Below are 21,818 nucleotides of genomic sequence, written 5' to 3'. Positions count from 1 at the left end.
CCACCTCCTAAAATTTAATGAAACTCACATTATTTTTCTCCATATCTTCGCTAAAAGCGTATCTTGTTGCATCGATTGTGTGGTTATCTTTATCCTCAAGCCTTGGCTTAGGATTGCCATCTTTATCCGTCTGGTAATCAATACTTTCAAACTCTTTGGCTATATTTGGAGTTCTTAGTGGGTCAATACAAATAAAATCCAAATCATCCAACCATTCCTCGCCATACTCCACAGAGTCGGGGCCTTTTTTAACCCCAAATACGTGGCTCATTCCGTGTTCATTGTTCAATTCTGCTATTGATTTAGGTTCTGCTGAATCCGATGCAATACGATCAGACTGATAACCTTTTGCTTTCGCTTTTTGGGCAAACTCACGATTACTGATTTTCACTCCATAGATTTCATCAACAGCATAGATGCCATTCTTTTTCTTATCGTAGTGCCATCGTACGAATGCTAGCGGATCAGTAGCATAGCCAAAGTCAAGCCCATTTCTGATATTATCAAAATTAGCCACCACTTCATCAGTGATACAGCCTTTCTCAATTTTTAGATTACCGAATGGTACTACTCCAGAGCCAATTGCTTCACCTAAATATTCCCATCTAGCACGCAAAGGATTTCTATCTCTTGCTGCCTCCACTTCTTTCAAGAATTCTCTCGAAATAAAAGGATTATCTTTATAAGTAGAGTGATGAACAAATGTATTCTCAGGTTGGAAACTAGATTCATATTTTTTGTTCACCCAAGATTGTCGACGTTTTGGCGGGTTGTAGCTGAAAAAGAATTTATAAAAAAGACCATCTCCTAATTCACCACGTAAAAGTGAATTGGTAATGGTCGTTACTTCATCTTCAGTTTTAAACTCGCCTAACTCCTCAATCCAGCCAATCGCAAACGGGAACCGACTATCTTTTAAAGACTTGATTCTTTCAGGATTTTGGGCACCTCTGAAAATCATATAATTCCCACGAGGTATGTATGTGATTCTTAACGGCGATTTGTTAAATTTAAATAGATGCGTTACCCCTTGCTGTTCAATCGCCCACTTCATTTGCTCGTAGATTGATTGTTCTAATGTATTGTCAACATATCGAATACCAACCGCATTGACAGCATACCTCATAAGTAATTGAGTAATAATATGTGCGATATCTGATGATTTACCGGAACCACGTCCACCCTTACAAACAATATTGAGTATGTCTGAGTTAAGAGTTGCTATCCATACCGAATGAAATTTTTTCGGTAATAATTCTGATAGTTTTTTCTTAACCATCATCATCACCGATATCATCAACAAATACTGGCATTTCAGTAACTTCTATTTGTTGCTTGTCAGTGAACAGCGCATGACGTTTACCGAGTAATTCGGCTGCTTTAGTCCTCTCTTCCGTGCTAGGGGTATATTCATAGCTTTTTTGATGAGTGAATACTTCTCCTTCATCATTAGTTGTTTCTGTATTATAAACACCTTTCATTTTTTCGCCACGCATGGTGCTAGTGAGATACTCTAGTACCTCTTGTGCATCTGCAACTCTTTCGTTCTGCATCTTTTCTAGCTGTTCATCAATATATCGCTTCACGTTAGCATCTGTTAGCAGTCTACTTGCATTCACTCTTGCTGTGGTGTCTTTTTTTATGTTTGGATATGCGACTTTATACGCTCTCGTACCATTCATATCAATCAGCCATTCATCAGCAAAAACCTGATGTTTTGGATTCCTTATCATGTTATTCACCTCCTAATTAATTTTATGTAAATGTGCGACAGATACACAAATACCTGTTATACTCTTTATAAGGTAGCGCTCCTTTTTTAAAAACTTAAGTTCAGAAACTACAATCTATCTTAATTTTGACACTAACGCTACCTAGCCACTAGCTCCCATAGTCTAGTGGCTTTTTTGTATGTAAAAAAGACCACACCCTGACATGTAGTCTTCCTATCTTCTAGTATCAGGCTAGTTGCCACTTTTTCCTATTTCCGTAGGCAGGCTCGTGTACTTGTAATTGAAAATTAAACTTTTTGCATAATTTTACTGATATCAGTATATCATGATTTATCAATGGGTGTTGTACCCTCTTTGTACCCTCTTTTTAATTTACTTAAAATATTGGCATGAGTTTTTCGTATATAAGTATATCCGTGCCCAAATTCACTTGCAATTTGTTTTAAAGATAATCCTTCGATATATTTTGCTACTAGGATTTTCTGATCAAGGCCTTTGAAGCTGTAAACAATTTTTCGTAAGTCGTAGATTGAATTCATTTTCCACGCTAAACGTTTTTCAGTGTCTTTAATAATATCTTCCAGCTTTGAAGCTTTTGATTCTCTTGTTAGCGTATATCTTCCTAAGTCCTCTGGATCACACCATCGCTCTAACTCACTTTTATAAGTGTCTAATTCCCAATCAAGGTAATAGATTTCTTGTTCTAACTTTTGGTAACTGTTTAACCATTCATACAAAATATTACCCCCTGTACTCTTTAATTTTTGCTTTTACCGCTGCCATTAAAGCGTCTTGCCCCACTTCTTTGGTTTGAAGGGCTTTTATTACTTGTTCGTCAATGGTCCCTTTTGTTACTAAGTGGTGAATAATAACAGGTTGTTCTTGTCCTTGTCTATCCAACCTGGCATTGGCTTGCTGATAGAATTCTAAAGACCAAGTCAGGCCAAACCATACGATAATATGTCCACCTTTTTGTAAATTTAGGCCGTGCCCCGCCGACTGTGGATGGGCTAAAAGCAACGGGATTTTTCCCTCGTTCCATTTTTGAATATCTCCATCAGCCACATTTAAGACCTTTGCTTGTTTAAATCGTGCTTGAATTCTTTCTAAATCGTGTTTGTATTGATAAAAGACTAAAATTGATTGCCCTTGTGCGTCCTCTATGATTCGTTCTAGGGCATCTAGCTTGCCTTGGTGTATTTCTCTGCCGTCGCCATTCTCGTCGTATATAGCGCCGTTAGATAGCTGTAACAGCTTGTTGGATAGCGTAGCAGCATTACTGGCTACGACGTCCGATTCTTCCAGCTCTAAAACATACTCCCGTTCTAGTTCTTTGTATTGTTTCCAACTGCTATTGCTTAGTTCAATTGGGACAATATTTTCAGTTCTAGGTGGTAAGCTCAAATGGTCCTTCGCTTTCATACTCACACAAATATCGCTGATTTTGTCGTAAATGGCTTCTTCGGCTCCAGGTATTAGCTGCCAAGAGTAAACGATATGCCCGTTTTTTTTTGCAGGTACAAAATATCTATTTCGGTATTGGGTGATGGTTTTTCCCAGCCGTTCGCCCTGATCAAGTAAATAGATCTGCGGCCATAAATCTAAAAGGCTGTTAGGGGAAGGTGTTCCAGTTAATCCGATAACCCGTTCCATGAAGGGGCGTACTTTTCGCAACGCTTTAAACCGTTTGGCACTACTTGACTTAAAACTGGATAACTCATCAATGATTACGGTTTTAAACGGCCACTTTCGTTGATAGTAATTGACTAGCCATTCCACATTTTCGCGATTGATTAAATAAACATCCGCTTTTTTGAATAAAGCTTCTTCCCGTTGCTTTGGACTACCTAAAACTTTTGAAAAGGTTAGGTGTTGCAAGTGATCCCATTTTTCAATCTCATCGGTCCATGTTTTTTCTGCGACCGATAACGGCGCAATAACCAAAACATTCTCGATGATTTCAAAGGTGTTTAACAGCTCATCAATTGCCGTTAAACTGGATAATGTTTTCCCTAGTCAAAGTCCCATATCTAGAAGTAATCCACAGTATGGGTGGTCAAGGATAAAGTTTTTTGAATACTCCTGATATGGGTGTAATGTCGCTTTCATGTTTTAGATCACTCCTTTTTATCAGGTCTATCAGACCTAAGCCTTGCTATGCCATAAGTATTTCGTAGATTAACATATCCACTCCTTGCTTGCTGTCAATGACAAACACTGGGATAAGCTGCTCTTTGAATTTTTCCATAATTTTCAACTGATCTTTTCTAGGTTTGCCTCCAGGCCGTTTTAATTCAACGAAAAACACATTGCCTTGATACAAAATAATTCTATCTGGAACGCCCCTGGTTCCTGGAGAGGTAAATTTATAGCACTGGGCGCCTATAAGTTTTACCTGTCTAACCAGATACTTTTCAATATCGTTTTCAATTTGCATACTAATCTGCCCAACCTTGATTTATTTCTGTTGCTTTAAAACCCGATCTGATAAAAAATGATTCACGCGTGCTATTGTAGTTGCGGGACTTGTTGAAGTATTCATACCCGCTACGATCCAACTTTTCCATACAAGGGTCTGAGGTATTAACTTCTCTGTAATCGTTAACTTTAAAACCTAAAAGCATTAAAGCTACAGCAGCATCTGTTCCTCCAATGTAGAAATATTTATTTTCAAAGCCTGCTTTCTTTATAAAGCTCATCGTAGTTTTTGTAGGGGATAGCTGATTATACCAGTTCAGAATAATCTGGCGTCCTATCGGTGTATATCTAAGAAAAGAATCAGTTATCTCTTCCTTGCTTACGCCTTGTATAGTTTGTATATCGTTTTTGACAAACATTTCGTCTATCCGTTCTTTTAGGTATTTATCGTCGTCAATTTTCATAAATACTAATTCTCGTTCTAGTTCTAGTTCTATTCCGTTGAACATATTTACACCTCGTTTTTTTATTTATTTTATCCGCTTCTGTGTTGTGCGATTTGACCGCTACCGATTAGTGAATTTACTAATTGCTATTTATATATATACGTATAACTTATTTAATACACTTATACATATATATATATACATTTATAATCTATTCAATAAAAAAAACGGTAGTTTGGTAGCTATATAAAACTAAACTTGATATTAAAGGATTCATCCGCTACTTTTTGGTTCGTTTTCCGCTACTTCGCTACCGTTTTTTTTCGTTGTGCTACCAAAACCACCGTTTTTATCGTTTGACATGCTGCTTAAATCTTTTTACTTTTTTTATGTGATTGAAAAAAAATGGTGGTTTTGGTAGCCTGTCTTTCCCGCTACCGTTTTGAGGCTACCTTAAAACGACCCGTTTCCTGTATCTATCCCGACCCAGCATTTGTTATTTTTACCCTCAATTTTTCTAACACTTCTAACAAATCCAAGTTCCTCCATTCGTGTGTTGAAATTGTTCCTTGTCACAGGCTTGTATTGTGAACTTTTACAGTAACTAACGTAGTCGTCATAGGCTTCTCTTACGGGTGTTTTCAAGTCCGGCCCCACGTTGCATTCGTCTGCAATGAAAAGTGCTAATACATCATTCCCCTGTACCCATTCCTCAACATTGCGTGTCATGTTATCCGGTACAGTGAAGCCTTTTTGATCAAGTGCTCGCCTTAATCCCTGCATCGCCTTATTAAAAATCCCCGCCATTTCTTGCATCATCACTTCTTTAGGGAATGCGTCTATGACCTCGTCAGTGAGTTTTTTATCAATCTTAAGAATTAACATTCGCCGTTTAAGTCCTCCGCTAAAATCCCGCATTGCCGGTAAATGGTTCATTACAAACGTTAATTTTGCATAATTGTAAAAATAAATAGGGTCTTGGTTCTTTCTATCTGCATAAATGGTATCTTCACCCGTTAACTGTTTTAAAAAGGCCCCATCTCCCAAATATTCTTGTTTTGCCTCCGAATCAAAGTTTGCTGTTTTCCCATATAATCCCGCTGCGGCAAAACGCTCTTTTGCTAAACTTTTTAGAGAAACTGCCGAATACGCTTCTTTTCCTACTAATTCTCTTAGAATTTCCACTAAAGTAGATTTTCCTGTTCCTCCTGAACCGTAGATAAACAGCAGTTTTTGTAAGTTATATTTCCGATAAAAGTTATACCCGAACCATTCGTAAACAAACGGCATGTTCTCCTCTCCGACGATTTCTCGTAGATATCCCTCAAACACCGGACATTCTGCGTCTTTATCATAAATTACCGGGTGCGCTGTTCGAGCATGTAGCTTTTTATCAAACGAAGGCGAAAACGTGTCGGTTTTCAAATCGTACACACCGTTTGCAAGAACCAGTTTGTTTGTATCCGTGTCTTTAAAATCATCCTTCACATAAACCAAACTCTTGATGGCAGCGATTGTTTCTGAAATATAACGAATTTTTGTCTCTTTTCTTAATTTCCTAATAGTGATATAGCTTTTCAGGTATTCATCTGTCCTCGGGCTCCAAATCCCTTTCTTACTTTCATAACGAAGAAATTCGGTTCCATTATAAAATAGCGGAATCTCCCTCACAATTTCTTCAGCAAGCAAGTACGTATTAATTACTGCAGCCCCATTTTGATCAAAAGTAAGCCATTTTGTTTTTTTCGTTTCTTCAACTTCTTCAACTTCTTCATCATTGAATTGGTCAAAATCTTCCAAGGCCTCTCCAAGTTTTTCTTTTTGCATTTGCCGCATAACAGGATCGTCTTCTTGGAGGAATTCATTCATCGCGCGGTAGCTTTTCATTTTTTGCGGTGGCGTTCCTGCTTTCATATCCTCGTCTAAGTCCCCAAACAGATGAATGCGGACAAGGTCAAAGGCGTTAACCAGTTGGTCACCTACAGGGTCTGTCCCATGATGGGAATAAGCGAACTTATCCTCGTAAATCACTAACCCGCCACTGGTTGAGCCTCCTAAAAACGTCCAACGGTCATCGTGACCTGTCGGTCCGTAGATGTCGGGTAGAAAAGTTTCAATCGCTGAAATGATGTCGTATGTCCGGCAAAACGCCCCAACGATTCCTTTTTTCTCTAGTGGGTCCCCTGCTTTTTTCGCTTGCCTTTCCCGGATTGAATGCCCGCGCGAACTTTCTGGCCAGAAACTAGCATCGCGCCAGTCTTCGTATTGGCTTAAAATCTCGTCGGGATCTACCCAAGGCAAATCAATGTTATCGGTGAAATATTCCCCGTCAATTGAATGGCTAGGCCAATACATTAATCGTTCTGCCTGATACGTTGTATCGTCGAAGTTATCCATACCGAAGAACTCTGCAAGCTTTCTCGCTAGGGGCTCATATTCTTCGGCCGTCACTGGACGACTCAAGGGAATGATTAGCCGATAACGCGGGCCTTTGACTAAATGGCTGTGGGTCGTATAAATAGCCGCTGCATGGTCAAATAACAACTGTACATCATCCCAAAAGTCTAACGTTGTGCTATCGGCATCTAGTGTGACAAGGCTCCGCTGTTGGGCGTTCCCTCTTTTTCGTCGCCCTTCTTTCAGCCAACCACCAATAAACGCCCCAACGTCTTTGACCTCGCCTTGTTTTGATTTCGGCATTTTTTTGTAGTCCTCGACGGTCTCTTGTGTAACTGTCGGAGTCTTTAGCCGTTGAATAAAATCAGACCACGACATCTGTCGATTTTTCCATTTTTTCTCGGTTTTTGATGTCCCAATTGCGAGATGGATTTCACCATTGTACGCAAGTTTGATGTTTTTTTCTGGCTGTTCCATCGTCACGCTTCCTTTCATTTTCTAACTTCTATTACTCGCAACGTTTCTGGATAGATGGGGATAACAGGCCTCATCACTTTACAAGAGGGGTATCGTTCTTGCAAGAGTCGAAAGACCACTTCTTCCGGCCCTTTAAAATAAATCTTCCCTGTTTCTATTCCGAAAACTTCTATGATTCTTACCATTTTTAATCAACCTTTTCTAGGGGCTGCACTATTTCTTCAAATCTTATACACTCAATAGCCCTGATAGGAATGAGCGACTTTGATGGCAGTTCACCGATTGAAAGCCATTCTTTTCCATCTTCTAAGAACCCATCCAACCAGCAATCTAGTGTTTCTTGATCCGGATTAGATTCAATTCTAGAAATAACTTTGCCACTTTTCAAATGTATACTTAGTTTAATATCCATAATTTATCACCTAGTCTTTCATATAATATTTGGTTTCAAATCCTTCAGCGTTCAACGGCAGCCCTTCCGCCCACTCTGGCACAATGGACATAATTTCGTTCATCTCTTCAATGGACTTTTCATTGTCTGGCACTTCGGCTACTGCCTCATCATGCACATGGAAAACTATCGGATAGCCTTCCCGTTCAAGTCGTAGCATCGCTTCTGCTAGAACATCTCTTGCGGTTGCTTGAACGATGTTTTCCACCAGCTTACCGCCGTAGGTTTGCTGTTTGGTAAACATAACTTTATCGCCTTGACCCTCATAAAAAACGGCAGGTCCATAATCCCCTTGTTCTAAATGGGCTTTTGCATAGGCTAACTTTCGCCCACTTGGTAACTGAATAAATAAGAAACCCGCTTTTTTGTAGAACTTTAATCCTCTAGGCCCTTTTTTGATTCCGCCGTTTTGCAGGCAGTCAATCACAGCTTTTTGGGTTTCATGCCAAAAGTTCTTAATCCGTTTATTAGCAGTACGCCAACGATCCACAATATCTTGTAATTCGTGTTCTTCAATACCGTTTTCTAGTGCGCCCATCGCCTTAAGTGCCCCAGGGCCTCCTTGGTAACCAAGCGCCAATGTAGCCACTTTTCCACGTTGGCGCATGTCTTTGCCTTCATGACTTTTCCAGTCGTAGTCCGTTACTTCGCCTAGATGGAACATCTGCGCGGCTGTTGCTTCGTAAATTTTACCGTGTGTGCGGAATACTTCGAGCACCCAATCTTGTTTGGCGTACCAAGCAATCACTCGGGCTTCAATGGCTGAAAAGTCAGACACGATGAAGCGATGCCCTTCTTTAGCTACCAAACCCGTTCGGATAAGCTGTTTCAACGTGTCTGGCACATCTTCATACATTAATTCGATGCCTTCCACGTCTTTTGCTTTCACAAGCTGACGGGCAAAGTCAATTTCACTTAAATAGTTTCTAGGCAAGTTCTGTACCTGTAATAAACGGCCCGCCCAACGTCCTGTGCGGTTGGCTCCGTAAAACTGTAAAATGCCATGAATGCGATTGTCCGAACAACGGGCATTAGCCATCATCAAATATTTTTTCGTGCTTGAATTGGATAAGCTAAGACGTAGTTTCAACACCTCCACCACATTCTCGGGCAAGTTTCCTAAAGCTAACGCTTTTAACACAACCTCTTTTCCTAACTTCTCGAACGGTGTTCCTTGTTCTTTTAGCCACTTTTTCAGTTGGGCCAAACTATTAGGATTTTCTAAACCTGTTAATTTCTTCATTTCGTTTAATCCTGCTTCACTTAAATCGGCCATAATGTCAATAGCAGCCGTTGCCAATTCGTGGTCAATTTCTGCCCCTCGGTCGTTAATTCGTTGATCCAGTGTGTAAAGCTCCCATTCACTCTCAGGAACAGGGAAACGATTCAGCTTATCAGCGATAGCCATTTCCACATTGACGTCTTGGATACAATAGTCCATAAACGTCTGCCATTTTTCTGGATCATGTTCAGGTAAATTTCTTGTGCGCATGCCGTTTTTCTTAGTCGGCTTACAAGGCTTAGAAAAGAAGTTAATCAGCTGTGTTCCTCTCGTGTCTTTTTGCTGTTCAATGTTTAGATATTTCGCACATTGTCCCAAGGAGGCAGGCAATCCTAATTCGTTTGCGTGAACCATCGTACAGTGCCATTGGCTAGGGTCTAAATAGTATGGAATACTTAAGTACTTAGACAAACAAACACGTTCAAATTGAGCGTTAAAAGCTATTTTAATCACATTAGGGTCATAAATGGCCTCACGTAATTCGCCAGGGATCACGTCAATGGTTAAGTCAATGCATTCGATAGGACCACCGTCAATCGAATAAGCAAAAAGTAAAATTTCAAAGTTGGGGCTATCGGCGTATTTATAAACCCCAACTTTGGTTAAGTCTTCATCCGAATAGGTTTCAATATCAATATTTAACGTTTTGATGCAAAACACCTACTTTCTTGATATAATTTGTATAAAATATTTTTTAGGAGGGGTTAACTTGATTAAAAAAATTTCTGTTTCATACAATGACCACAAAAGCTCTAGAGAACTTGATATTCCTCAGAAATGTGTGCACTGTGGCAAAGATATGATTCCAGACGTTCTAGGTGCATATTCTAATGAGAACGCCTTTGCCACATACACCACAATCGGTGTGTTTCTCAGATGTGTAAACGAAGAATGTTTGAAATTTTATGCATTAGAGTATCAAGGCGGTCAATGTGTTGAGTATTCATACAGGCCACCTGTGAAAATAGATTTGCCCGAAAATATAGAAAAAGTATCTGAAACTTTCGTAGATATATACACCCAAGCCACAACCGCTGAATCTGAAATGCTTTCCCAAATAGCAGGTGTAGGATACCGAAAATCATTAGAATTTTTAATCAAAGATTATGCGATACGTAAACACCCTGATAGAGAAAACTCTATAAAGAGAATGATGCTAGGTCCAGTAATTGGTGAATACTTAAGTGATTTTCCAAAATTACAAAATTTAGCAAAAGCAGCTACTTGGATAGGTAACGATGAGACTCACTATGTTCGCAAACACACAGATAAAGATATTCAAAATATGAAGGTCTTTATTAGAGCGGCTGCACAATTTATTGCAGCTGACTATGATGCTGATATAGCTGAAGAATTCACCAATACTTAGAGAGTCAATATATTAGACTCTCTTTTTTAATTCTTCAATAAGAACACGGTTTGTTTCTAACGCCTTATCTAGCGAAGCTGAATTAATTTCTAATAAAGATTTCAAAAATTCGACTTCATTTTTCAGCTCTGAAATCTTTATTTTTTCGTAAGTTTCTTCAGTCACTTCCATTTTTTCCTACCTCCTGATCTTCTATTGGCATATATTCTTGTTTGATATAAAAAGTTGTATTTTTTAAGCGATTAAGTGCATCGTTCACAGGTACTAGGCCGCCATCTTTTTCAAAATACAGATTTTTTAGTTCGTTCTTTTCAATTAGTTCAAAAACATCTTGTAATTCGATCGGTAAATAAATTGGACGTTTACTCATTTAAATTTCTCCTTTCAAAAGAAAAGGGGCGTTTCCGCCCCCTATTCAATTTTTAGTTAAACATGTCATCGTCGTTGTCTTCTTCGTCGTCCCAATCCAAGTCGCCAAAGTCAGATTCTGCATTAGCACGACCGCCTAAGAAGTCCCCTTTACATGTTGTTAAAATATTATTTAAACCAGCGGTAACTCCTTTGTTTCCCGCTGTACTATAAGCATAAAAGTTAATTGAAGCAATCGCATAAACACCAGAGTAGACTTCGTCTGGATCATCTGTTTTTACAAGTATGCCGTCTTCACGTTTTACAACTTGTGGTTTCGTTTTACTTGATACATTGATAAACATTGCGTTTTCAAACTCTGGGCGTTCTTCAGTATCCATTTCTTCATCGCCATCGCGCAGTGTCGTTTTTAAACGGTCAAATTTAACGCCTTTAAGTTTGTCGCTTTTAGCGCCTTCGTATGCAGTTTTAATCGCTGCTTTCATTGCTTTAATGGTTTCTTTGTCTTCTTTTGGAATAATCAACATTGCAGAATATTTTTTCTCTTGTCCTTCTTCCATTGCGTGAGGTTCTAACACGTGCACAAAACTTAATCTTACTTTCCCAGTAATCACTTTTGTTCCATTTACTTTTGCTTTTGTCATTTTAAATTCCTACTTTCGTTTTTTTTAGTTGAATAATTCGTCTTCTTCTAAAGCATTTGCTGAATTAGAAGTTTGTTCTTTAAAATACTGTTTAATGTCTGAGATGATTTGTTCTTTCATCTCTAAAATAGATTCTTTATAGGTTTTTACGTCCATAATCTGCGTTTCATCAAGGGGTAAGGAATTAGTGACCAGTGAAGCTAAAGCTGCCTCAATCGTACTAAAATACCCTTTAAATGAATTCTTGTTTCTATTGGGTACGTAAAGACCTACATTGCGCGCGTCTTCTCGTGTGATATAGTAGCCTTTACCAGCAAAAATCACAGGTTTTTCTTGTCTTACTTTTCGAGACAATTTACTCAATCCCTTCAAAATCACTAAGCGCATTCTCTACACTGTTTAGCGCTGGACGCTTATCTGTTTCTGCGACTAACACAGGCTTGCCTTCTGGTTTGATGATGAATTCCGAAGCCAGTTCGGCAAATTTTTTCTTGCCGACAACTTTTTCTAATTGCCCGATGGCTTTCAATTCTTGCGGTTTTAAGATGTCTTCATCTTCAAATCCTTCGGCTTCTAAGACCATTAACAGCCCTTCTACATCTGAAACTTTCCGATTACTACGCCCAGCTACTACTTTCCAACCTGGGAACTCTTCGCCTTCATCTCGTGCTTTTTGTAAAGCATAGGTTTCCACGTGTTCCAGCCATTTTTTAATCTCTGGCGCACGTTCTAAGATCTCGGCGATTTCCTCATTGGTTAAAAGAGGTGCTTCTTTTAGTTCGTACTTATCGACTAGCTGAAAATTCTTTTCTGCACGTGGCCGCAATTGGGCACGAACTTTTGAAAACTTCACCACGTCATCGGTGATTTTCCATTCTCCTGTACCCTCCCAAGCCTGAACGGCTCGAGGCGCCACGTAGTTATCTGCCCAGTACAATAATTCTTCTTTTTCAATTTCAAAGGTTGAAATGTTATCCAAACGGGGTTGGATAATCGTCATTCGTACCGTTTCAAATTCGTAAATGATGTCGTACTTATCCACTGCACCTAATGCATATAACATAAGCTGAGGGTTTAAATACGCATCAACAGGAACGCCTTTTCCGTATTTTAGATCGATGATTTCAATTGTCTTATCAGACAAAACAACGACGTCAGAAGTTCCAAAACCTTCTGGGACCCATTTTGTAAAGTCAACACGTTGTTCTAACTCGACAGAGGCATCTTCGTATTGGTTGACACGTTCTTCCACTAAGTCACAATAGAGTGAAACATAATCTTCCATTGATGGATCATAGTAGCTATTTGTTTCCTTAAATAGTTTTAACCGAGAGTTTACCGCTTTGGCAGATAGTAACTTAAATCGCTTTAACAGTTGCAACTCTGCCAACTCATGCGCAGCTGTCCCTTCTTCTGCAAAAGAACTACCGCGATCTTTTATTTTTTCTTCTAAGCGTGCCAACGGCGGACAGACTAACCACCGATGAGCACTACTTGCCCCTAACAGGGCGTGACTTCCTACAGGCATACTTATTCACCCGCTAACGTTTCTAAATCAGTAATGAACTTCCCGTAATGTTCTTCTTTTAAATCTGAAAGTTTTTCCGCATTGTAACGACCAAAGCACATTTTAATCCGATCACGATTGCCGTTTGCCATTGCTTTTTTCATGGCAGCTTGCACATCCGCTTTGGTTGCTCCTGGATGTAAATCAGCTGTGGATGATACTTCTTCTGTTTCTGAATCAGTAAGCGCGACTTTCTCCCCAGTTTCTGATGGTTCTGTGTCTGAGGTTGAGACCGTAGAGGCTTCTTCTTTCTTCTTCGTAGTGGCTTTTTTCTTTTTTGCAGGCTCTTTCTTCGCTGTTTTTTCCTTATTTATGAATTCCTCATACTGTTCTTTTGTACGAGGATCAAAACAATCTTTTTCTAGAAATTCTAATGATTCCCCTTTTTCAACTTTGATAAATTCACCTGAAGCATCATGCTCAAAGTACATCGTTTCAGTTGCAACTTTTTCAGTTGGTACATTTAAAGATTGCGTAACCTCGACAACGTTTCCCGTTGCTAATTGAGATAGGATTTCTTTCATTTCTGTTGCTGATTCGGCTTCAATGTTTAGATTAATTTTTGCCATTCTATAGCCCTCCATTTGTTTTTAATTGGTTAATATCATCATCTGTCACGTTAAATATTGCTTTGAAATTACGTACATAGTGCAAGGAGGGGTCTACCCCTTGTTTTTCATAGGCTTTAGCAAGCTTCAATGAGATTTGCATTTTATCAGCTAATTCCTGTTGGGACATACCGGCTTTTATTCTAATTTTCTTGTACGGCGACATATGTTACACCTCCATTTATTTGGTTCTAATTTGAGCAATTAGCCCTTCAAATTGTCCTTCTGCTTTAAATACCACTGGTCTATTAGCCTTTTCAGAAATACATAACTGTACTGGTGCCGTGCTACAATCGGTAATAAAATCAGTGATATATTTCAAATAGGTACTGTTAACGAATAATTCAATTCCGTTATGGTCGCCTGTTGGAAAATCAAACAGCTTGAAACTAGCACTAGCTTCGTCACTTTCTATTTTTAGCTTTTTATCGTCAGCCGATACCGTGACAGTTGTATTCTTGTCTAAACCTTTTAAGAATTTTGAAATTTTGGCTGCTTCTTCTCCCACTAATAGCCAAGTGCTTTGAAAATTGGAAGGGAATAAACGGTTTGTCGCTGGATATGGACCTTCTATTTCCCGAAGCTCTTTCGGATGCAATAGTAGCTCATGTCCTGGTTGTACATGATTTAATAGTCTCAGTAAGATATGACTGTTTGTCGCTTCGATATGACCTTCTTTAGTAATATGAAACGCTGCTAACACAGGTCTACTAGCATCGCCTACAAAATTCAGTAAATGACGGTACGTGTTTTGCGGTTTTAATTTCATTGTGTTACACTTCCTTTGTATAGATTATTTATTTAATGGCTTACTTCGTTGGCGGACGAGGTAGGCTTTTTTGTTGTTGCAATCAATTCCCCTTCTTGCGTGAAATATTGGTCTATTCGCTGACCACTAACAATAACTGTGGTCAAAATCAAGCTAACTTGTTTCGATTCGATCGAGACATCTGGTCCATTCATTAGAACTTCCTCCTTTTTCTTTGGGACATGAGCAAAACGGGCATTATTAAAGCGATTCATTGCCTGTTTCGACTTTTCCGACGTTGTGCCAGATTGTGCATAGACGGTAATCTTTCCGGCTTTTCGAAGTTTGGCTATCTTTCCAGATACTTGCAGATAATTTTTATGAAGCAGTCGCATTAACTCCTCGTAATTATTTACGTGACCTGTATCATCGAATCGCATTGCATCAATCAGTAGCTGGGTTTCTTCATCCGTCCATCGCTTTGTTTTTAGTGCTTTCAACCGACCAGATCTTATAAGATTATGAATTCTTCCTGCTATTGACCTTTCGTCTCGCCCTAAGACCTCACCGATTTCACGATACATAGCACCTCGTTTGTACATTGAAATGATTCGTTTGTCCTCTTGTATTGAATATCTTCGATTATGAGGATCTCGTTGCTGTGATCTATCAACAGCAGGCATGTCTCCCGATCGTTGCATCGAATAAAGCTTGTTACGCACAGATTGCGTTGTACGATTTAACTTTTTGGCCATTTCCGTGATGTTTAAAACCTCATTGGTTTCGGCAAGTAAAGCATTCTTCTTTAAATATTGGATTTCTTTAGTGGTCCAGTTTTTCATTACTTCACCTCCTTGCCAACAACATTGCGAAGATGCAGCCTATGAACACGATATTGCCGAATAAACTGACATAGGCAATCGCTTGGGTTTGACGTAATTTTGTAACTGGATTAGGATTTAACGCTGCTAATCCTCGTTTCTGATTCGATTTAAAAACTCTATACTTCCTAATTCTCAAGCTTGTTACCTCCTTCTGTCTGTATCGTCGTAATAAATTTATTGCTTTTTAAGCGCCGTTGTATAATTTTCTTATCAGCGTGACAGGCTGAAATAATTTAAGGTGGTGAAAAAAAGTGAAGTTAAACCATGATTGCGTTAGACAAGTGCTAATTGATATAGAGGAAAATATGACCGCACATGATATAATCACTTCTAATATTTTTGAAGAATTTAAAAGCTATAAAAAATTTGGTGAAGATCAATTCAGTTATACCCTAGCTAAATTAAAAGAAGCTGGCTTCATAACTGCTTTTGACACTACGGCAGATGGTGCTATAAATGTTTTTTTAACTATCAATAGTATCACTTGGGAAGGACATAAATTTTTAGATACTATTCAAAGCGACACAGTTTGGAATAAAACCTAAGATAAAATAGCTTCGACGGTAGGCTCAACTTCGTTACAAGTTATGGGCGCTGTCGCTACATCAATTGCTACTAATCTTCTTGGTCTGTAAACAATTTTATTTCCACTCCATCAATTAGAGCGTAGGCAAATGGCTTATGCTCTTTAAATTGTTCCATATCGAATACCTTTTCAATTCCTGATAAACTTGCTCCTGATATAGATAACCATTGATTTATCCCATTTTTCTTTGAGTAAAATATGATTCTGTCATTCATCTGTGTTCCCTCCTATGCAATGTCTTCTAAATCCATTTGTGGATAATATCCCCCAACTTTTTTTTACTGAAGGCTCAATGTTATTTCGATCTGCAACGATCATTACATTGGGCTTTTTATCTGCCTTTAGATTTAATCTAACTTCCGAAATGCCACTTCTAACAGCTATTCCATTAATCAATATTTCTCCTAAATAACAAGGTTCATCACCGTTCGCCACGATATTAATTGATTCAACATTTAATATTGGTATCTCCTCATTCGTTTTCTTTCTCCTTACATACTTCTTATTTTTAATGACACTTACATTACTTAATTCCATTCAGGCGTTGGCTCTGACCAGTCAACACTTGTTTGTTCGATTCTATCTATGCTAATTTCAATTTTCGTATGCGGGTTAGCTTGCTCTTTTAATACCTCTACGATTTCCAATGCTAATTCGTGTATTTTTTCTTTTCCTTCTTTATTCATTTTCTGTTTCCTCCTTTAAATCTCAAAATTTTCTTTTAAAAATCGTTGCAACTCAGACCGTTCAATACGAATATCTTGACCGCTCCACTGTTGCACTTTTAAGCCTCTTGAAATCCAGCTACTTAATTTCTCATCACCGATTTCTAGAATCTTCCTTACCTGAGATTTGTTTGGATAAGGTGGCAATTCTACAGTTTTAGTCAGCAACTTCGATCGTTTCTCGACTTCTTTTAATACAATAAAAACAATATTACTTGCTAATTCGTTTTGGACAACTTCATCTGGAATGTTTAATTGCACAAGTTACACCTCCTCTAAAAATTTTCGAATCTTGTCGATTTGCTTTTTTGGTTCGTCTCTACCATTCAAAATTCTGGATAGTTGCGCTTCGTTAATTTCTAAATGTTGGGCTAGCCATGACTGAGTCTTACCTTTAATAGCCAAAGCAATACGAACTTCTTTTTTAAGAGCTGTTTCCATTAGATTTCCCTCCTTTTTATAAAATTAGCAAGAATATTTACAAATTTGATTGACAAAAAAGTATTGTTTACAGTACAATATAGACATGCAAAATAAACCTATTTAACACATTGATTCTTGCTGGGGAGCGGTTTTCAATGGGTCTTGTTTGGTAATTTATTTTGTAAATATTCTTGCTTACGAGATAATAATAACTGTTAATAGTACTTTTGTCAAATATTTTTTAACTGTTTTCAGTATTTTTTCTCTAAGCCTATTAGGAGGGCTTTGTATGACCTTATTTGATCGCCTTAAAGAGCTTTCGAAAAAAAGAGGAAAGAACTTAAAACAGGTGGCATTGGAGCTCGGTTATGGAGAAAATATTTTTTACACTTGGAAGAAGAGTGCGCCAAATGCCGATAAGTTACAAGAAGTAGCTGACTATTTCCATGTTACAACGGATTATCTTTTGGGTAGAGATGACTCAAAAAAAATAGAACTTGAACCCGAAGAAGATAAACTCGTAGTCATGTTCCGCAAAAACACAGCAGATATGGATGAAAAAGAAAAACAGGAATTCAACGAATCTCTAGATAAATTAATGTCTGTTGCAAGGGAATTGTTTGAACGAGATAAAGAAAAATAGAGAGAGGGTTGTCTATGTACAATCGACAAACTTTTGAGTATAGAGAAGTAGAAGCTGATGAGTATGAGCAATATGAAGAAAATGCTACTTCTCTTTTATCGGAAATTTCTGAATGGTATGAAAAACCTATATCTGAAATTTCGTATACTGATATCATATATTTTTTCATTAATAAGTTTAATATAGAAATTGTATATTTTGACAATAAAAGTGAAATTTTTGTTCCTAATTACCGATTTATAAATAAAGAAATTTATGGCGTTCATTCTACTTTTACAGAAAAAGTATCGGGTTTTACTGTTACTAATGGTGAAAAATATAAAATTTTTCTTAGAAAATATCGTAAAAAGCAAAGAATAAAGTTTACTTTACTACATGAATTAGTTCATATTTATTTTCATTGTATTAAAAGCGATTACCTAAAATTATTTTACTCAATAAATGTCGACAGCCATTACCCGAAGGAAATTATACCTTTTGAAAATGAAGCAAATGTAATCGCTTCTATACTGTATTTAAATGATGAAAAACTTGTTGATTACTTCTATAATGATTATTCTTTTGATCGAATTATGGTTATCCATAATATTAGTCGATCTGCACTGCATAATCGTATAAAAAATTTTCTTATCTACACGATTGGACTTAATCCAAGCATTGCCTTTTATCAATATTTACTACCGTATAGAGAAGAAGTTTATGGAACATGTGCTGTTAAGAAAATGAAGTTGTTACTGCGTATTCCCAAAAAAATTTTCACCTAAAACGAACATAAGTTCTTTAATATACAACAAGGAGGTAATAACCTATGGCAATGATAAGACAGTATCAAAAGAAAAATGGTGAAAAAGCATGGTATTTTAAGACGTACCTTGGGATTGATCCATTAACTGGAAAAAAGAAGTATACAACTAAGAGAGGATTTCGCACGCAGAAAGAGGCAAAAATTGCCCTTGCTAGGCTAGAAGTTCTAGCTACAGATAAAGAGTTATTGAAAGAGGCTAGTTATACTTTTACGCAGGTAAAAGATATGTGGATGGAACAATACAAACCAACGGTAAGAGAAAGCACCTATTTACGTGTTAATTTTTTATTTGATAAGAATATTTCAGTTTATTTTGGAAATAAAAAAATCCAAGGGTATAACATAGCTTACTGTCAAGAAACTATCAACAAATGGAAAGAGCAATATTCTACTTACAAAGCTTTAAAATGCTATACATCTGCAGTTTTTGATTATGCCAAAAAGATGAAGCTTATTAAAGATAATCCCATGAAAGAAGTGACTTTTTCAAAAGGTGATCGTAAACGTAAAAAAGATAAAATAAAGTACTTTGAAAAAGAAGAATTACAAAATTTTCTTGAGTGCTGTCAAAAAGACAAATTCCCTATAACTTATCCTTTATTCAGGATTCTAGCATTTACTGGAATGCGAAAAGGAGAAGCTTTAGCTTTAACTTGGGACGATGTGGATTTTTATAATAAAACGATTGAGATTAATAAAACAGTCGTAAGAAATTCATATAATAAATTAGTCCCTACGCTACCTAAAACAGATACATCTATCAGGAAAATTTCATTAGATGATGAAACACTTAATGTTTTAAGGTCTTGGCAAACTCGGCAAAAACGATATTTACTTGTCCATGGTCAACCGGTTAAAACAAAAGGCCAAATTATTTTTTCTTCTAAAAACAATAACTACATTGATATAACCCGACCAAATACCATTCTGTCTCGGATATGTAAAGAATATGATTTTAATGATATTACAATACACGGATTTCGACATACACATTGCAGTTTATTATTTGAAGCGGGTTTGTCTGTTAAAGAAGTGCAGGAAAGACTAGGTCATTCAGATATTCACACAACAATGAATATTTACACGCATGTAACTAAAAAACAAAAAGAAAGGTCTGCCGATAAGTTTGCAGCCTATTTAAATTTCTAAAAAGTATGGTCAATAGTATGGTCAACAAAATAAAAAAAAGACTAAAAACCTTTAACATCAAGGTTTTTAGCCTATTAAAAATTGATATAATTATTTTACTGTTACTGAAGCGCCAACTTCTTCTAAAGCAGCTTTTAAAGCTTCTGCTTCTTCTTTAGAAACAGCTTCTTTAACTGGTGCAGGAGCGCCATCAACTACAGCTTTAGCTTCTTTCAAGCCTAAGCCAGTTGCTTCACGAACTGCTTTGATAACTTTAACTTTTTGATCGCCAGCTGCTGTTAATTCAACAGTGAATTCAGTTTGTTCTTCTGCTGCTCCACCTGCTGCTGGTCCAGCTACTGCTACAGGAGCTGCTGCTGATACGTCAAATTTTTCTTCGATAGCTTTAACTAATTCGCTTAGTTCTAAGATAGTTGCTGTTTCTAACTCAGCAACGATGTTTTCAATGTTTAATGCCATTTTGAATTTCCTCCATTTAAATTAAAATTGTTTGTTTTTTATTTGTTTGAATTAGACTGCAATTAAGCAACTTCTTCGTTTTTCTCTGCCACTGCTTTGACAGCGTAAGCCACGTTGCGGACTGGCGCTTGTAATACAGATAATAGCATAGATAGTAAACCTTCGCGGTTTGGTAGTTTTGCCAACGCAGTAATTTGTTCCACTGAAGAAACTTTTCCTTCGATGACGCCACCTTTGATTTCTAATGCTTTTGCATCTTTAGCAAATTCGTCGATGATTTTAGCTGGTGCTACTACATCGTCGTTGCTGAATGCGACAGCAGTTGGGCCTGTAAAGACTTCGTCTAAGCCGTCTAAACCAACTTTTTTAGCTGCACGAGAAAGGATTGAGTTTTTGATGACTTTCATTTCTACGCCTGCATCACGTAATTGTTTACGTAAGTTAGTGACTTCTTCAACTGTTAAACCACGGTAGTCCACGATTACAACTGATGCTGCTGATTCAAATTTCTCAGCGGCTGCTTGAACTAGGGTTTCTTTTTTAGCGATTGCTGCTTCACTCATTTATTTCACCTCCTGATTTTGATGGTGGAGTTGGACTTGGTTTACGTTATGTAAAGTAGAAGAATCAAATGAAACTTCGCTCACTTCGTTCGCCAAGTATTGTTTTACATCGGCTTTTTTTCAAAAAGTCGTGTAAAACAACAAAACTCCATGCCACCGTAGACATAGAGGGACCGAATTGTATATAACTCAACAATTGTCCTCGGTAGGAAATTAAGACTTGCGTCACCTACTGTCTTCGGTACAGTTAATTATTAACCTCACTCACTTTACCATAGGGTAAGTGAGTGAGTCAAGAATTTTTTAATTATTTTCTTTCAAATTAGAAAGAAGCTTGGTCAACGTGGATTCCAGGTCCAAATGTTGTTGTTACTGAAATGTTTTTGATGTATTGACCTTTAGCAGTTGATGGTTTAGCTTTCAATAATACGTCGTTAATTGTGTTGAAGTTTTCAACCAATTTTTCGTTATCAAATGAAACTTTACCGATTGGTACGTGGATGTTACCAGCTTTGTCAACGCGGTAAGTTACTTTACCAGCTTTAACTTCTTCAACAGCTTTTGTAACGTCCATTGTTACAGTACCAGTTTTAGGGTTTGGCATTAAACCTTTTGGTCCTAAGACACGGCCTAATTTACCAACTGTAGCCATCATGTCAGGAGTCGCAACAACTACGTCAAAGTCGAACCATCCACCTTGGATTTTTGCAACCATGTCGTCGTCGCCTACGAAATCTGCACCAGCAGCTTCAGCTTCTTTAGCTTTTTCGCCTTTAGCGAATACTAAAACAGTTTGTGTTTTACCAGTTCCGTTTGGAAGCACAACTGCTCCACGGATTTGTTGGTCTGCTTTTTTAGGGTCAACGTTCAATTTGTAAGCAACTTCAACTGTTGCGTCAAATTTCGCGATGTTTGTATCTTTTGCTAAAGCTACTGCTTCTTCAACTGAGTAAGCTTTTGTAGCATCAACTTTTTTCAATGCTTCTTGCATTTTTTTGCTCTTTTTAGCCATTTTGTTTCCTCCTTGATTGTGGTTATAACGGTTGTACCTCCCACGTCTTTCATATCTTTA

At 37.7% G+C, this 21,818-nt stretch carries 30 protein-coding genes, 2 pseudogenes and 1 other annotated feature; of the genes and pseudogenes, 5 read left to right on the top strand and 27 right to left on the bottom strand.

Annotated elements, in window-relative coordinates:
• Nucleotides 1–7: 7 nt before the first annotated feature.
• From IGI80_RS11570 to IGI80_RS11530, 9 genes and pseudogenes are all read right to left on the bottom strand, one after another.
• On the bottom strand, nt 8–1,282 hold the full coding sequence (locus IGI80_RS11570; protein WP_438724247.1) for a PBSX family phage terminase large subunit: 1,275 nt from the start codon (nt 1,280–1,282) through the stop codon (nt 8–10).
• Nucleotides 1,272–1,733, bottom strand: coding sequence for a terminase small subunit (locus IGI80_RS11565; RefSeq protein WP_010815131.1), 462 nt, complete (start codon nt 1,731–1,733; stop codon nt 1,272–1,274). The genes IGI80_RS11570 and IGI80_RS11565 overlap by 11 nt, the downstream gene beginning before the upstream one ends.
• Nucleotides 1,734–2,056: 323 nt before the next feature.
• Entirely contained in the window at nt 2,057–2,470 is a 414-nt protein-coding gene (locus IGI80_RS11560; protein ID WP_438723560.1) for a hypothetical protein, read from the bottom strand.
• A 4-nt stretch (nt 2,471–2,474) separates the two neighbouring features.
• A pseudogene (locus tag IGI80_RS11555) lies at nt 2,475–3,842 on the bottom strand (SNF2-related protein).
• An 8-nt stretch (nt 3,843–3,850) separates the two neighbouring features.
• Nucleotides 3,851–4,170, bottom strand: a pseudogene (locus IGI80_RS11550) (VRR-NUC domain-containing protein).
• Nucleotide 4,171: 1 nt separating this feature from the next.
• The gene (locus IGI80_RS11545; RefSeq protein ID WP_438723558.1) at nt 4,172–4,615 is read right to left on the bottom strand and encodes a hypothetical protein; all 444 of its coding nucleotides are present in this window, start codon (nt 4,613–4,615) and stop codon (nt 4,172–4,174) included.
• A gap of 435 nt (nt 4,616–5,050) precedes the next feature.
• Nucleotides 5,051–7,471, bottom strand: coding sequence for a DNA primase family protein (locus tag IGI80_RS11540; protein WP_438723556.1), 2,421 nt, complete (start codon nt 7,469–7,471; stop codon nt 5,051–5,053).
• 187 nt (nt 7,472–7,658) lie between these two features.
• Entirely contained in the window at nt 7,659–7,883 is a 225-nt protein-coding gene (locus tag IGI80_RS11535; protein WP_438723554.1) for a hypothetical protein, read from the bottom strand.
• Between the two features lie 10 nt (nt 7,884–7,893).
• Entirely contained in the window at nt 7,894–9,855 is a 1,962-nt protein-coding gene (locus IGI80_RS11530) for a DNA polymerase (protein ID WP_438724246.1), read from the bottom strand.
• Nucleotides 9,856–9,913: 58 nt separating this feature from the next.
• Between IGI80_RS11530 and IGI80_RS11525 the strand changes: the two genes are divergently transcribed.
• Nucleotides 9,914–10,573: a DUF4145 domain-containing protein gene (locus tag IGI80_RS11525; RefSeq protein WP_270285468.1), complete on the top strand. Its 660-nt coding sequence runs from the start codon at nt 9,914–9,916 to the stop codon at nt 10,571–10,573.
• 12 nt (nt 10,574–10,585) lie between these two features.
• Here IGI80_RS11525 and IGI80_RS11520 read toward each other — a convergent pair whose 3' ends face one another.
• The 10 genes from IGI80_RS11520 to IGI80_RS11475 are packed head-to-tail and all read right to left on the bottom strand — an operon-like array spanning nt 10,586 to nt 15,529.
• Complete coding sequence (locus IGI80_RS11520) at nt 10,586–10,744, bottom strand: hypothetical protein (RefSeq protein ID WP_208777193.1); 159 nt, start codon at nt 10,742–10,744, stop codon at nt 10,586–10,588.
• Nucleotides 10,731–10,943: a hypothetical protein gene (locus IGI80_RS11515; RefSeq protein WP_438723552.1), complete on the bottom strand. Its 213-nt coding sequence runs from the start codon at nt 10,941–10,943 to the stop codon at nt 10,731–10,733. Before IGI80_RS11515 ends, IGI80_RS11520 begins: the two co-directional genes overlap by 14 nt.
• A 52-nt stretch (nt 10,944–10,995) precedes the next feature.
• Nucleotides 10,996–11,586, bottom strand: coding sequence for a DUF2815 family protein (locus tag IGI80_RS11510; protein ID WP_438723550.1), 591 nt, complete (start codon nt 11,584–11,586; stop codon nt 10,996–10,998).
• 24 nt (nt 11,587–11,610) lie between these two features.
• Nucleotides 11,611–11,973 (bottom strand): hypothetical protein, encoded by a 363-nt coding sequence (locus IGI80_RS11505; protein ID WP_438723548.1) that lies wholly within the window; start codon nt 11,971–11,973, stop codon nt 11,611–11,613.
• Nucleotides 11,942–13,114: a DUF2800 domain-containing protein gene (locus tag IGI80_RS11500; protein ID WP_438723546.1), complete on the bottom strand. Its 1,173-nt coding sequence runs from the start codon at nt 13,112–13,114 to the stop codon at nt 11,942–11,944. The genes IGI80_RS11505 and IGI80_RS11500 overlap by 32 nt, the downstream gene beginning before the upstream one ends.
• 2 nt (nt 13,115–13,116) lie before the next feature.
• Entirely contained in the window at nt 13,117–13,722 is a 606-nt protein-coding gene (locus IGI80_RS11495; RefSeq protein WP_438723544.1) for a hypothetical protein, read from the bottom strand.
• A gap of 1 nt (nt 13,723) precedes the next feature.
• Nucleotides 13,724–13,927, bottom strand: a complete 204-nt coding sequence (locus IGI80_RS11490) for a helix-turn-helix transcriptional regulator (RefSeq protein ID WP_438723542.1) — start codon at nt 13,925–13,927, stop codon at nt 13,724–13,726.
• Between the two features lie 15 nt (nt 13,928–13,942).
• Entirely contained in the window at nt 13,943–14,530 is a 588-nt protein-coding gene (locus tag IGI80_RS11485) for a hypothetical protein (protein WP_438723540.1), read from the bottom strand.
• A 32-nt stretch (nt 14,531–14,562) separates the two neighbouring features.
• A complete protein-coding gene (locus tag IGI80_RS11480) occupies nt 14,563–15,351 on the bottom strand; it encodes a helix-turn-helix domain containing protein (RefSeq protein WP_438723539.1) in 789 nt (262 codons plus the stop codon).
• 4 nt (nt 15,352–15,355) lie between these two features.
• Nucleotides 15,356–15,529, bottom strand: a complete 174-nt coding sequence (locus tag IGI80_RS11475; protein ID WP_438723538.1) for a hypothetical protein — start codon at nt 15,527–15,529, stop codon at nt 15,356–15,358.
• Between the two features lie 115 nt (nt 15,530–15,644).
• On the opposite strand from IGI80_RS11475, the gene IGI80_RS11470 reads away from it, so the two are divergent.
• A complete protein-coding gene (locus tag IGI80_RS11470) occupies nt 15,645–15,938 on the top strand; it encodes a DUF2513 domain-containing protein (protein WP_438723537.1) in 294 nt (97 codons plus the stop codon).
• A gap of 70 nt (nt 15,939–16,008) precedes the next feature.
• Here IGI80_RS11470 and IGI80_RS11465 read toward each other — a convergent pair whose 3' ends face one another.
• The 5 genes from IGI80_RS11465 to IGI80_RS11445 are packed head-to-tail and all read right to left on the bottom strand — an operon-like array spanning nt 16,009 to nt 17,145.
• The gene (locus IGI80_RS11465) at nt 16,009–16,194 is read right to left on the bottom strand and encodes a hypothetical protein (protein WP_438723535.1); all 186 of its coding nucleotides are present in this window, start codon (nt 16,192–16,194) and stop codon (nt 16,009–16,011) included.
• Nucleotides 16,187–16,516 (bottom strand): hypothetical protein, encoded by a 330-nt coding sequence (locus IGI80_RS11460; protein ID WP_438723533.1) that lies wholly within the window; start codon nt 16,514–16,516, stop codon nt 16,187–16,189. The genes IGI80_RS11465 and IGI80_RS11460 overlap by 8 nt, the downstream gene beginning before the upstream one ends.
• On the bottom strand, nt 16,507–16,665 hold the full coding sequence (locus IGI80_RS11455) for a hypothetical protein (protein ID WP_438723532.1): 159 nt from the start codon (nt 16,663–16,665) through the stop codon (nt 16,507–16,509). Before IGI80_RS11455 ends, IGI80_RS11460 begins: the two co-directional genes overlap by 10 nt.
• A gap of 15 nt (nt 16,666–16,680) precedes the next feature.
• On the bottom strand, nt 16,681–16,965 hold the full coding sequence (locus IGI80_RS11450) for a hypothetical protein (RefSeq protein ID WP_438723531.1): 285 nt from the start codon (nt 16,963–16,965) through the stop codon (nt 16,681–16,683).
• A gap of 3 nt (nt 16,966–16,968) precedes the next feature.
• The gene (locus IGI80_RS11445) at nt 16,969–17,145 is read right to left on the bottom strand and encodes an XRE family transcriptional regulator (RefSeq protein WP_438723529.1); all 177 of its coding nucleotides are present in this window, start codon (nt 17,143–17,145) and stop codon (nt 16,969–16,971) included.
• A 271-nt stretch (nt 17,146–17,416) separates the two neighbouring features.
• On the opposite strand from IGI80_RS11445, the gene IGI80_RS11440 reads away from it, so the two are divergent.
• Genes IGI80_RS11440 through IGI80_RS11430 form a run of 3 tightly spaced genes read left to right on the top strand, consistent with a single transcriptional unit; the run spans nt 17,417 to nt 19,724 of the window.
• A complete protein-coding gene (locus IGI80_RS11440; RefSeq protein WP_438723528.1) occupies nt 17,417–17,770 on the top strand; it encodes a helix-turn-helix domain-containing protein in 354 nt (117 codons plus the stop codon).
• 14 nt (nt 17,771–17,784) lie between these two features.
• Nucleotides 17,785–18,534 (top strand): ImmA/IrrE family metallo-endopeptidase, encoded by a 750-nt coding sequence (locus IGI80_RS11435; protein ID WP_438723527.1) that lies wholly within the window; start codon nt 17,785–17,787, stop codon nt 18,532–18,534.
• Nucleotides 18,535–18,578: 44 nt separating this feature from the next.
• The gene (locus IGI80_RS11430; protein WP_438723525.1) at nt 18,579–19,724 is read left to right on the top strand and encodes a site-specific integrase; all 1,146 of its coding nucleotides are present in this window, start codon (nt 18,579–18,581) and stop codon (nt 19,722–19,724) included.
• 90 nt (nt 19,725–19,814) lie between these two features.
• On the opposite strand, the gene rplL is transcribed toward IGI80_RS11430, so the two are convergent.
• The 3 genes from rplL to rplA all read right to left on the bottom strand — a co-directional run bounded on the left by rplL (nt 19,815) and on the right by rplA (nt 21,758).
• Nucleotides 19,815–20,183, bottom strand: coding sequence for a 50S ribosomal protein L7/L12 (gene rplL / locus IGI80_RS11425; RefSeq protein ID WP_002356427.1), 369 nt, complete (start codon nt 20,181–20,183; stop codon nt 19,815–19,817).
• Between the two features lie 62 nt (nt 20,184–20,245).
• Nucleotides 20,246–20,746: a 50S ribosomal protein L10 gene (gene rplJ / locus IGI80_RS11420; protein ID WP_002356426.1), complete on the bottom strand. Its 501-nt coding sequence runs from the start codon at nt 20,744–20,746 to the stop codon at nt 20,246–20,248.
• Nucleotides 20,747–20,876: 130 nt separating this feature from the next.
• Nucleotides 20,877–21,006: a sequence feature (ribosomal protein L10 leader region), on the bottom strand.
• Nucleotides 21,007–21,068: 62 nt separating this feature from the next.
• Nucleotides 21,069–21,758 (bottom strand): 50S ribosomal protein L1, encoded by a 690-nt coding sequence (gene rplA, locus IGI80_RS11415; protein WP_002356425.1) that lies wholly within the window; start codon nt 21,756–21,758, stop codon nt 21,069–21,071.
• Between the last annotated feature and the right edge of the window lie 60 nt (nt 21,759–21,818).

This window comes from Enterococcus sp. DIV1420a (assembly GCF_051712165.1).
In the GTDB taxonomy this organism is placed as follows: domain Bacteria; phylum Bacillota; class Bacilli; order Lactobacillales; family Enterococcaceae; genus Enterococcus; species Enterococcus faecalis.
The sequence above is the reverse complement of the archived record's forward strand: the minus strand, read 5'-3'. Positions and strand labels throughout refer to the sequence as shown.

Excerpts from the sequence above, each read along its gene's own strand:
- IGI80_RS11435 (WP_438723527.1), top strand. The coding sequence starts at position 17,785 with ATGTACAATCGACAAACTTTTGAGTATAGAGAAGTAGAAGCTGATGAG.
- IGI80_RS11430 (WP_438723525.1), top strand. The coding sequence starts at position 18,579 with ATGGCAATGATAAGACAGTATCAAAAGAAAAATGGTGAAAAAGCATGG.
- IGI80_RS11460 (WP_438723533.1), bottom strand. The coding sequence starts at position 16,516 with ATGGAATTAAGTAATGTAAGTGTCATTAAAAATAAGAAGTATGTAAGG.
- IGI80_RS11465 (WP_438723535.1), bottom strand. The coding sequence starts at position 16,194 with ATGAATGACAGAATCATATTTTACTCAAAGAAAAATGGGATAAATCAA.
- IGI80_RS11535 (WP_438723554.1), bottom strand. The coding sequence starts at position 7,883 with ATGGATATTAAACTAAGTATACATTTGAAAAGTGGCAAAGTTATTTCT.
- IGI80_RS11570 (WP_438724247.1), bottom strand. The coding sequence starts at position 1,282 with ATGATGGTTAAGAAAAAACTATCAGAATTATTACCGAAAAAATTTCAT.
- IGI80_RS11565 (WP_010815131.1), bottom strand. The coding sequence starts at position 1,733 with ATGATAAGGAATCCAAAACATCAGGTTTTTGCTGATGAATGGCTGATT.
- IGI80_RS11455 (WP_438723532.1), bottom strand. The coding sequence starts at position 16,665 with ATGAATAAAGAAGGAAAAGAAAAAATACACGAATTAGCATTGGAAATC.
- IGI80_RS11510 (WP_438723550.1), bottom strand. The coding sequence starts at position 11,586 with ATGACAAAAGCAAAAGTAAATGGAACAAAAGTGATTACTGGGAAAGTA.
- IGI80_RS11500 (WP_438723546.1), bottom strand. The coding sequence starts at position 13,114 with ATGCCTGTAGGAAGTCACGCCCTGTTAGGGGCAAGTAGTGCTCATCGG.
- IGI80_RS11505 (WP_438723548.1), bottom strand. The coding sequence starts at position 11,973 with ATGCGCTTAGTGATTTTGAAGGGATTGAGTAAATTGTCTCGAAAAGTA.
- rplJ (WP_002356426.1), bottom strand. The coding sequence starts at position 20,746 with ATGAGTGAAGCAGCAATCGCTAAAAAAGAAACCCTAGTTCAAGCAGCC.
- IGI80_RS11540 (WP_438723556.1), bottom strand. The coding sequence starts at position 7,471 with ATGGAACAGCCAGAAAAAAACATCAAACTTGCGTACAATGGTGAAATC.
- IGI80_RS11440 (WP_438723528.1), top strand. The coding sequence starts at position 17,417 with ATGACCTTATTTGATCGCCTTAAAGAGCTTTCGAAAAAAAGAGGAAAG.
- IGI80_RS11490 (WP_438723542.1), bottom strand. The coding sequence starts at position 13,927 with ATGTCGCCGTACAAGAAAATTAGAATAAAAGCCGGTATGTCCCAACAG.
- IGI80_RS11545 (WP_438723558.1), bottom strand. The coding sequence starts at position 4,615 with ATGAAAATTGACGACGATAAATACCTAAAAGAACGGATAGACGAAATG.
- rplA (WP_002356425.1), bottom strand. The coding sequence starts at position 21,758 with ATGGCTAAAAAGAGCAAAAAAATGCAAGAAGCATTGAAAAAAGTTGAT.
- IGI80_RS11515 (WP_438723552.1), bottom strand. The coding sequence starts at position 10,943 with ATGAGTAAACGTCCAATTTATTTACCGATCGAATTACAAGATGTTTTT.
- IGI80_RS11485 (WP_438723540.1), bottom strand. The coding sequence starts at position 14,530 with ATGAAATTAAAACCGCAAAACACGTACCGTCATTTACTGAATTTTGTA.
- IGI80_RS11520 (WP_208777193.1), bottom strand. The coding sequence starts at position 10,744 with ATGGAAGTGACTGAAGAAACTTACGAAAAAATAAAGATTTCAGAGCTG.
- IGI80_RS11480 (WP_438723539.1), bottom strand. The coding sequence starts at position 15,351 with ATGAAAAACTGGACCACTAAAGAAATCCAATATTTAAAGAAGAATGCT.
- IGI80_RS11445 (WP_438723529.1), bottom strand. The coding sequence starts at position 17,145 with ATGGAAACAGCTCTTAAAAAAGAAGTTCGTATTGCTTTGGCTATTAAA.
- IGI80_RS11495 (WP_438723544.1), bottom strand. The coding sequence starts at position 13,722 with ATGGCAAAAATTAATCTAAACATTGAAGCCGAATCAGCAACAGAAATG.
- rplL (WP_002356427.1), bottom strand. The coding sequence starts at position 20,183 with ATGGCATTAAACATTGAAAACATCGTTGCTGAGTTAGAAACAGCAACT.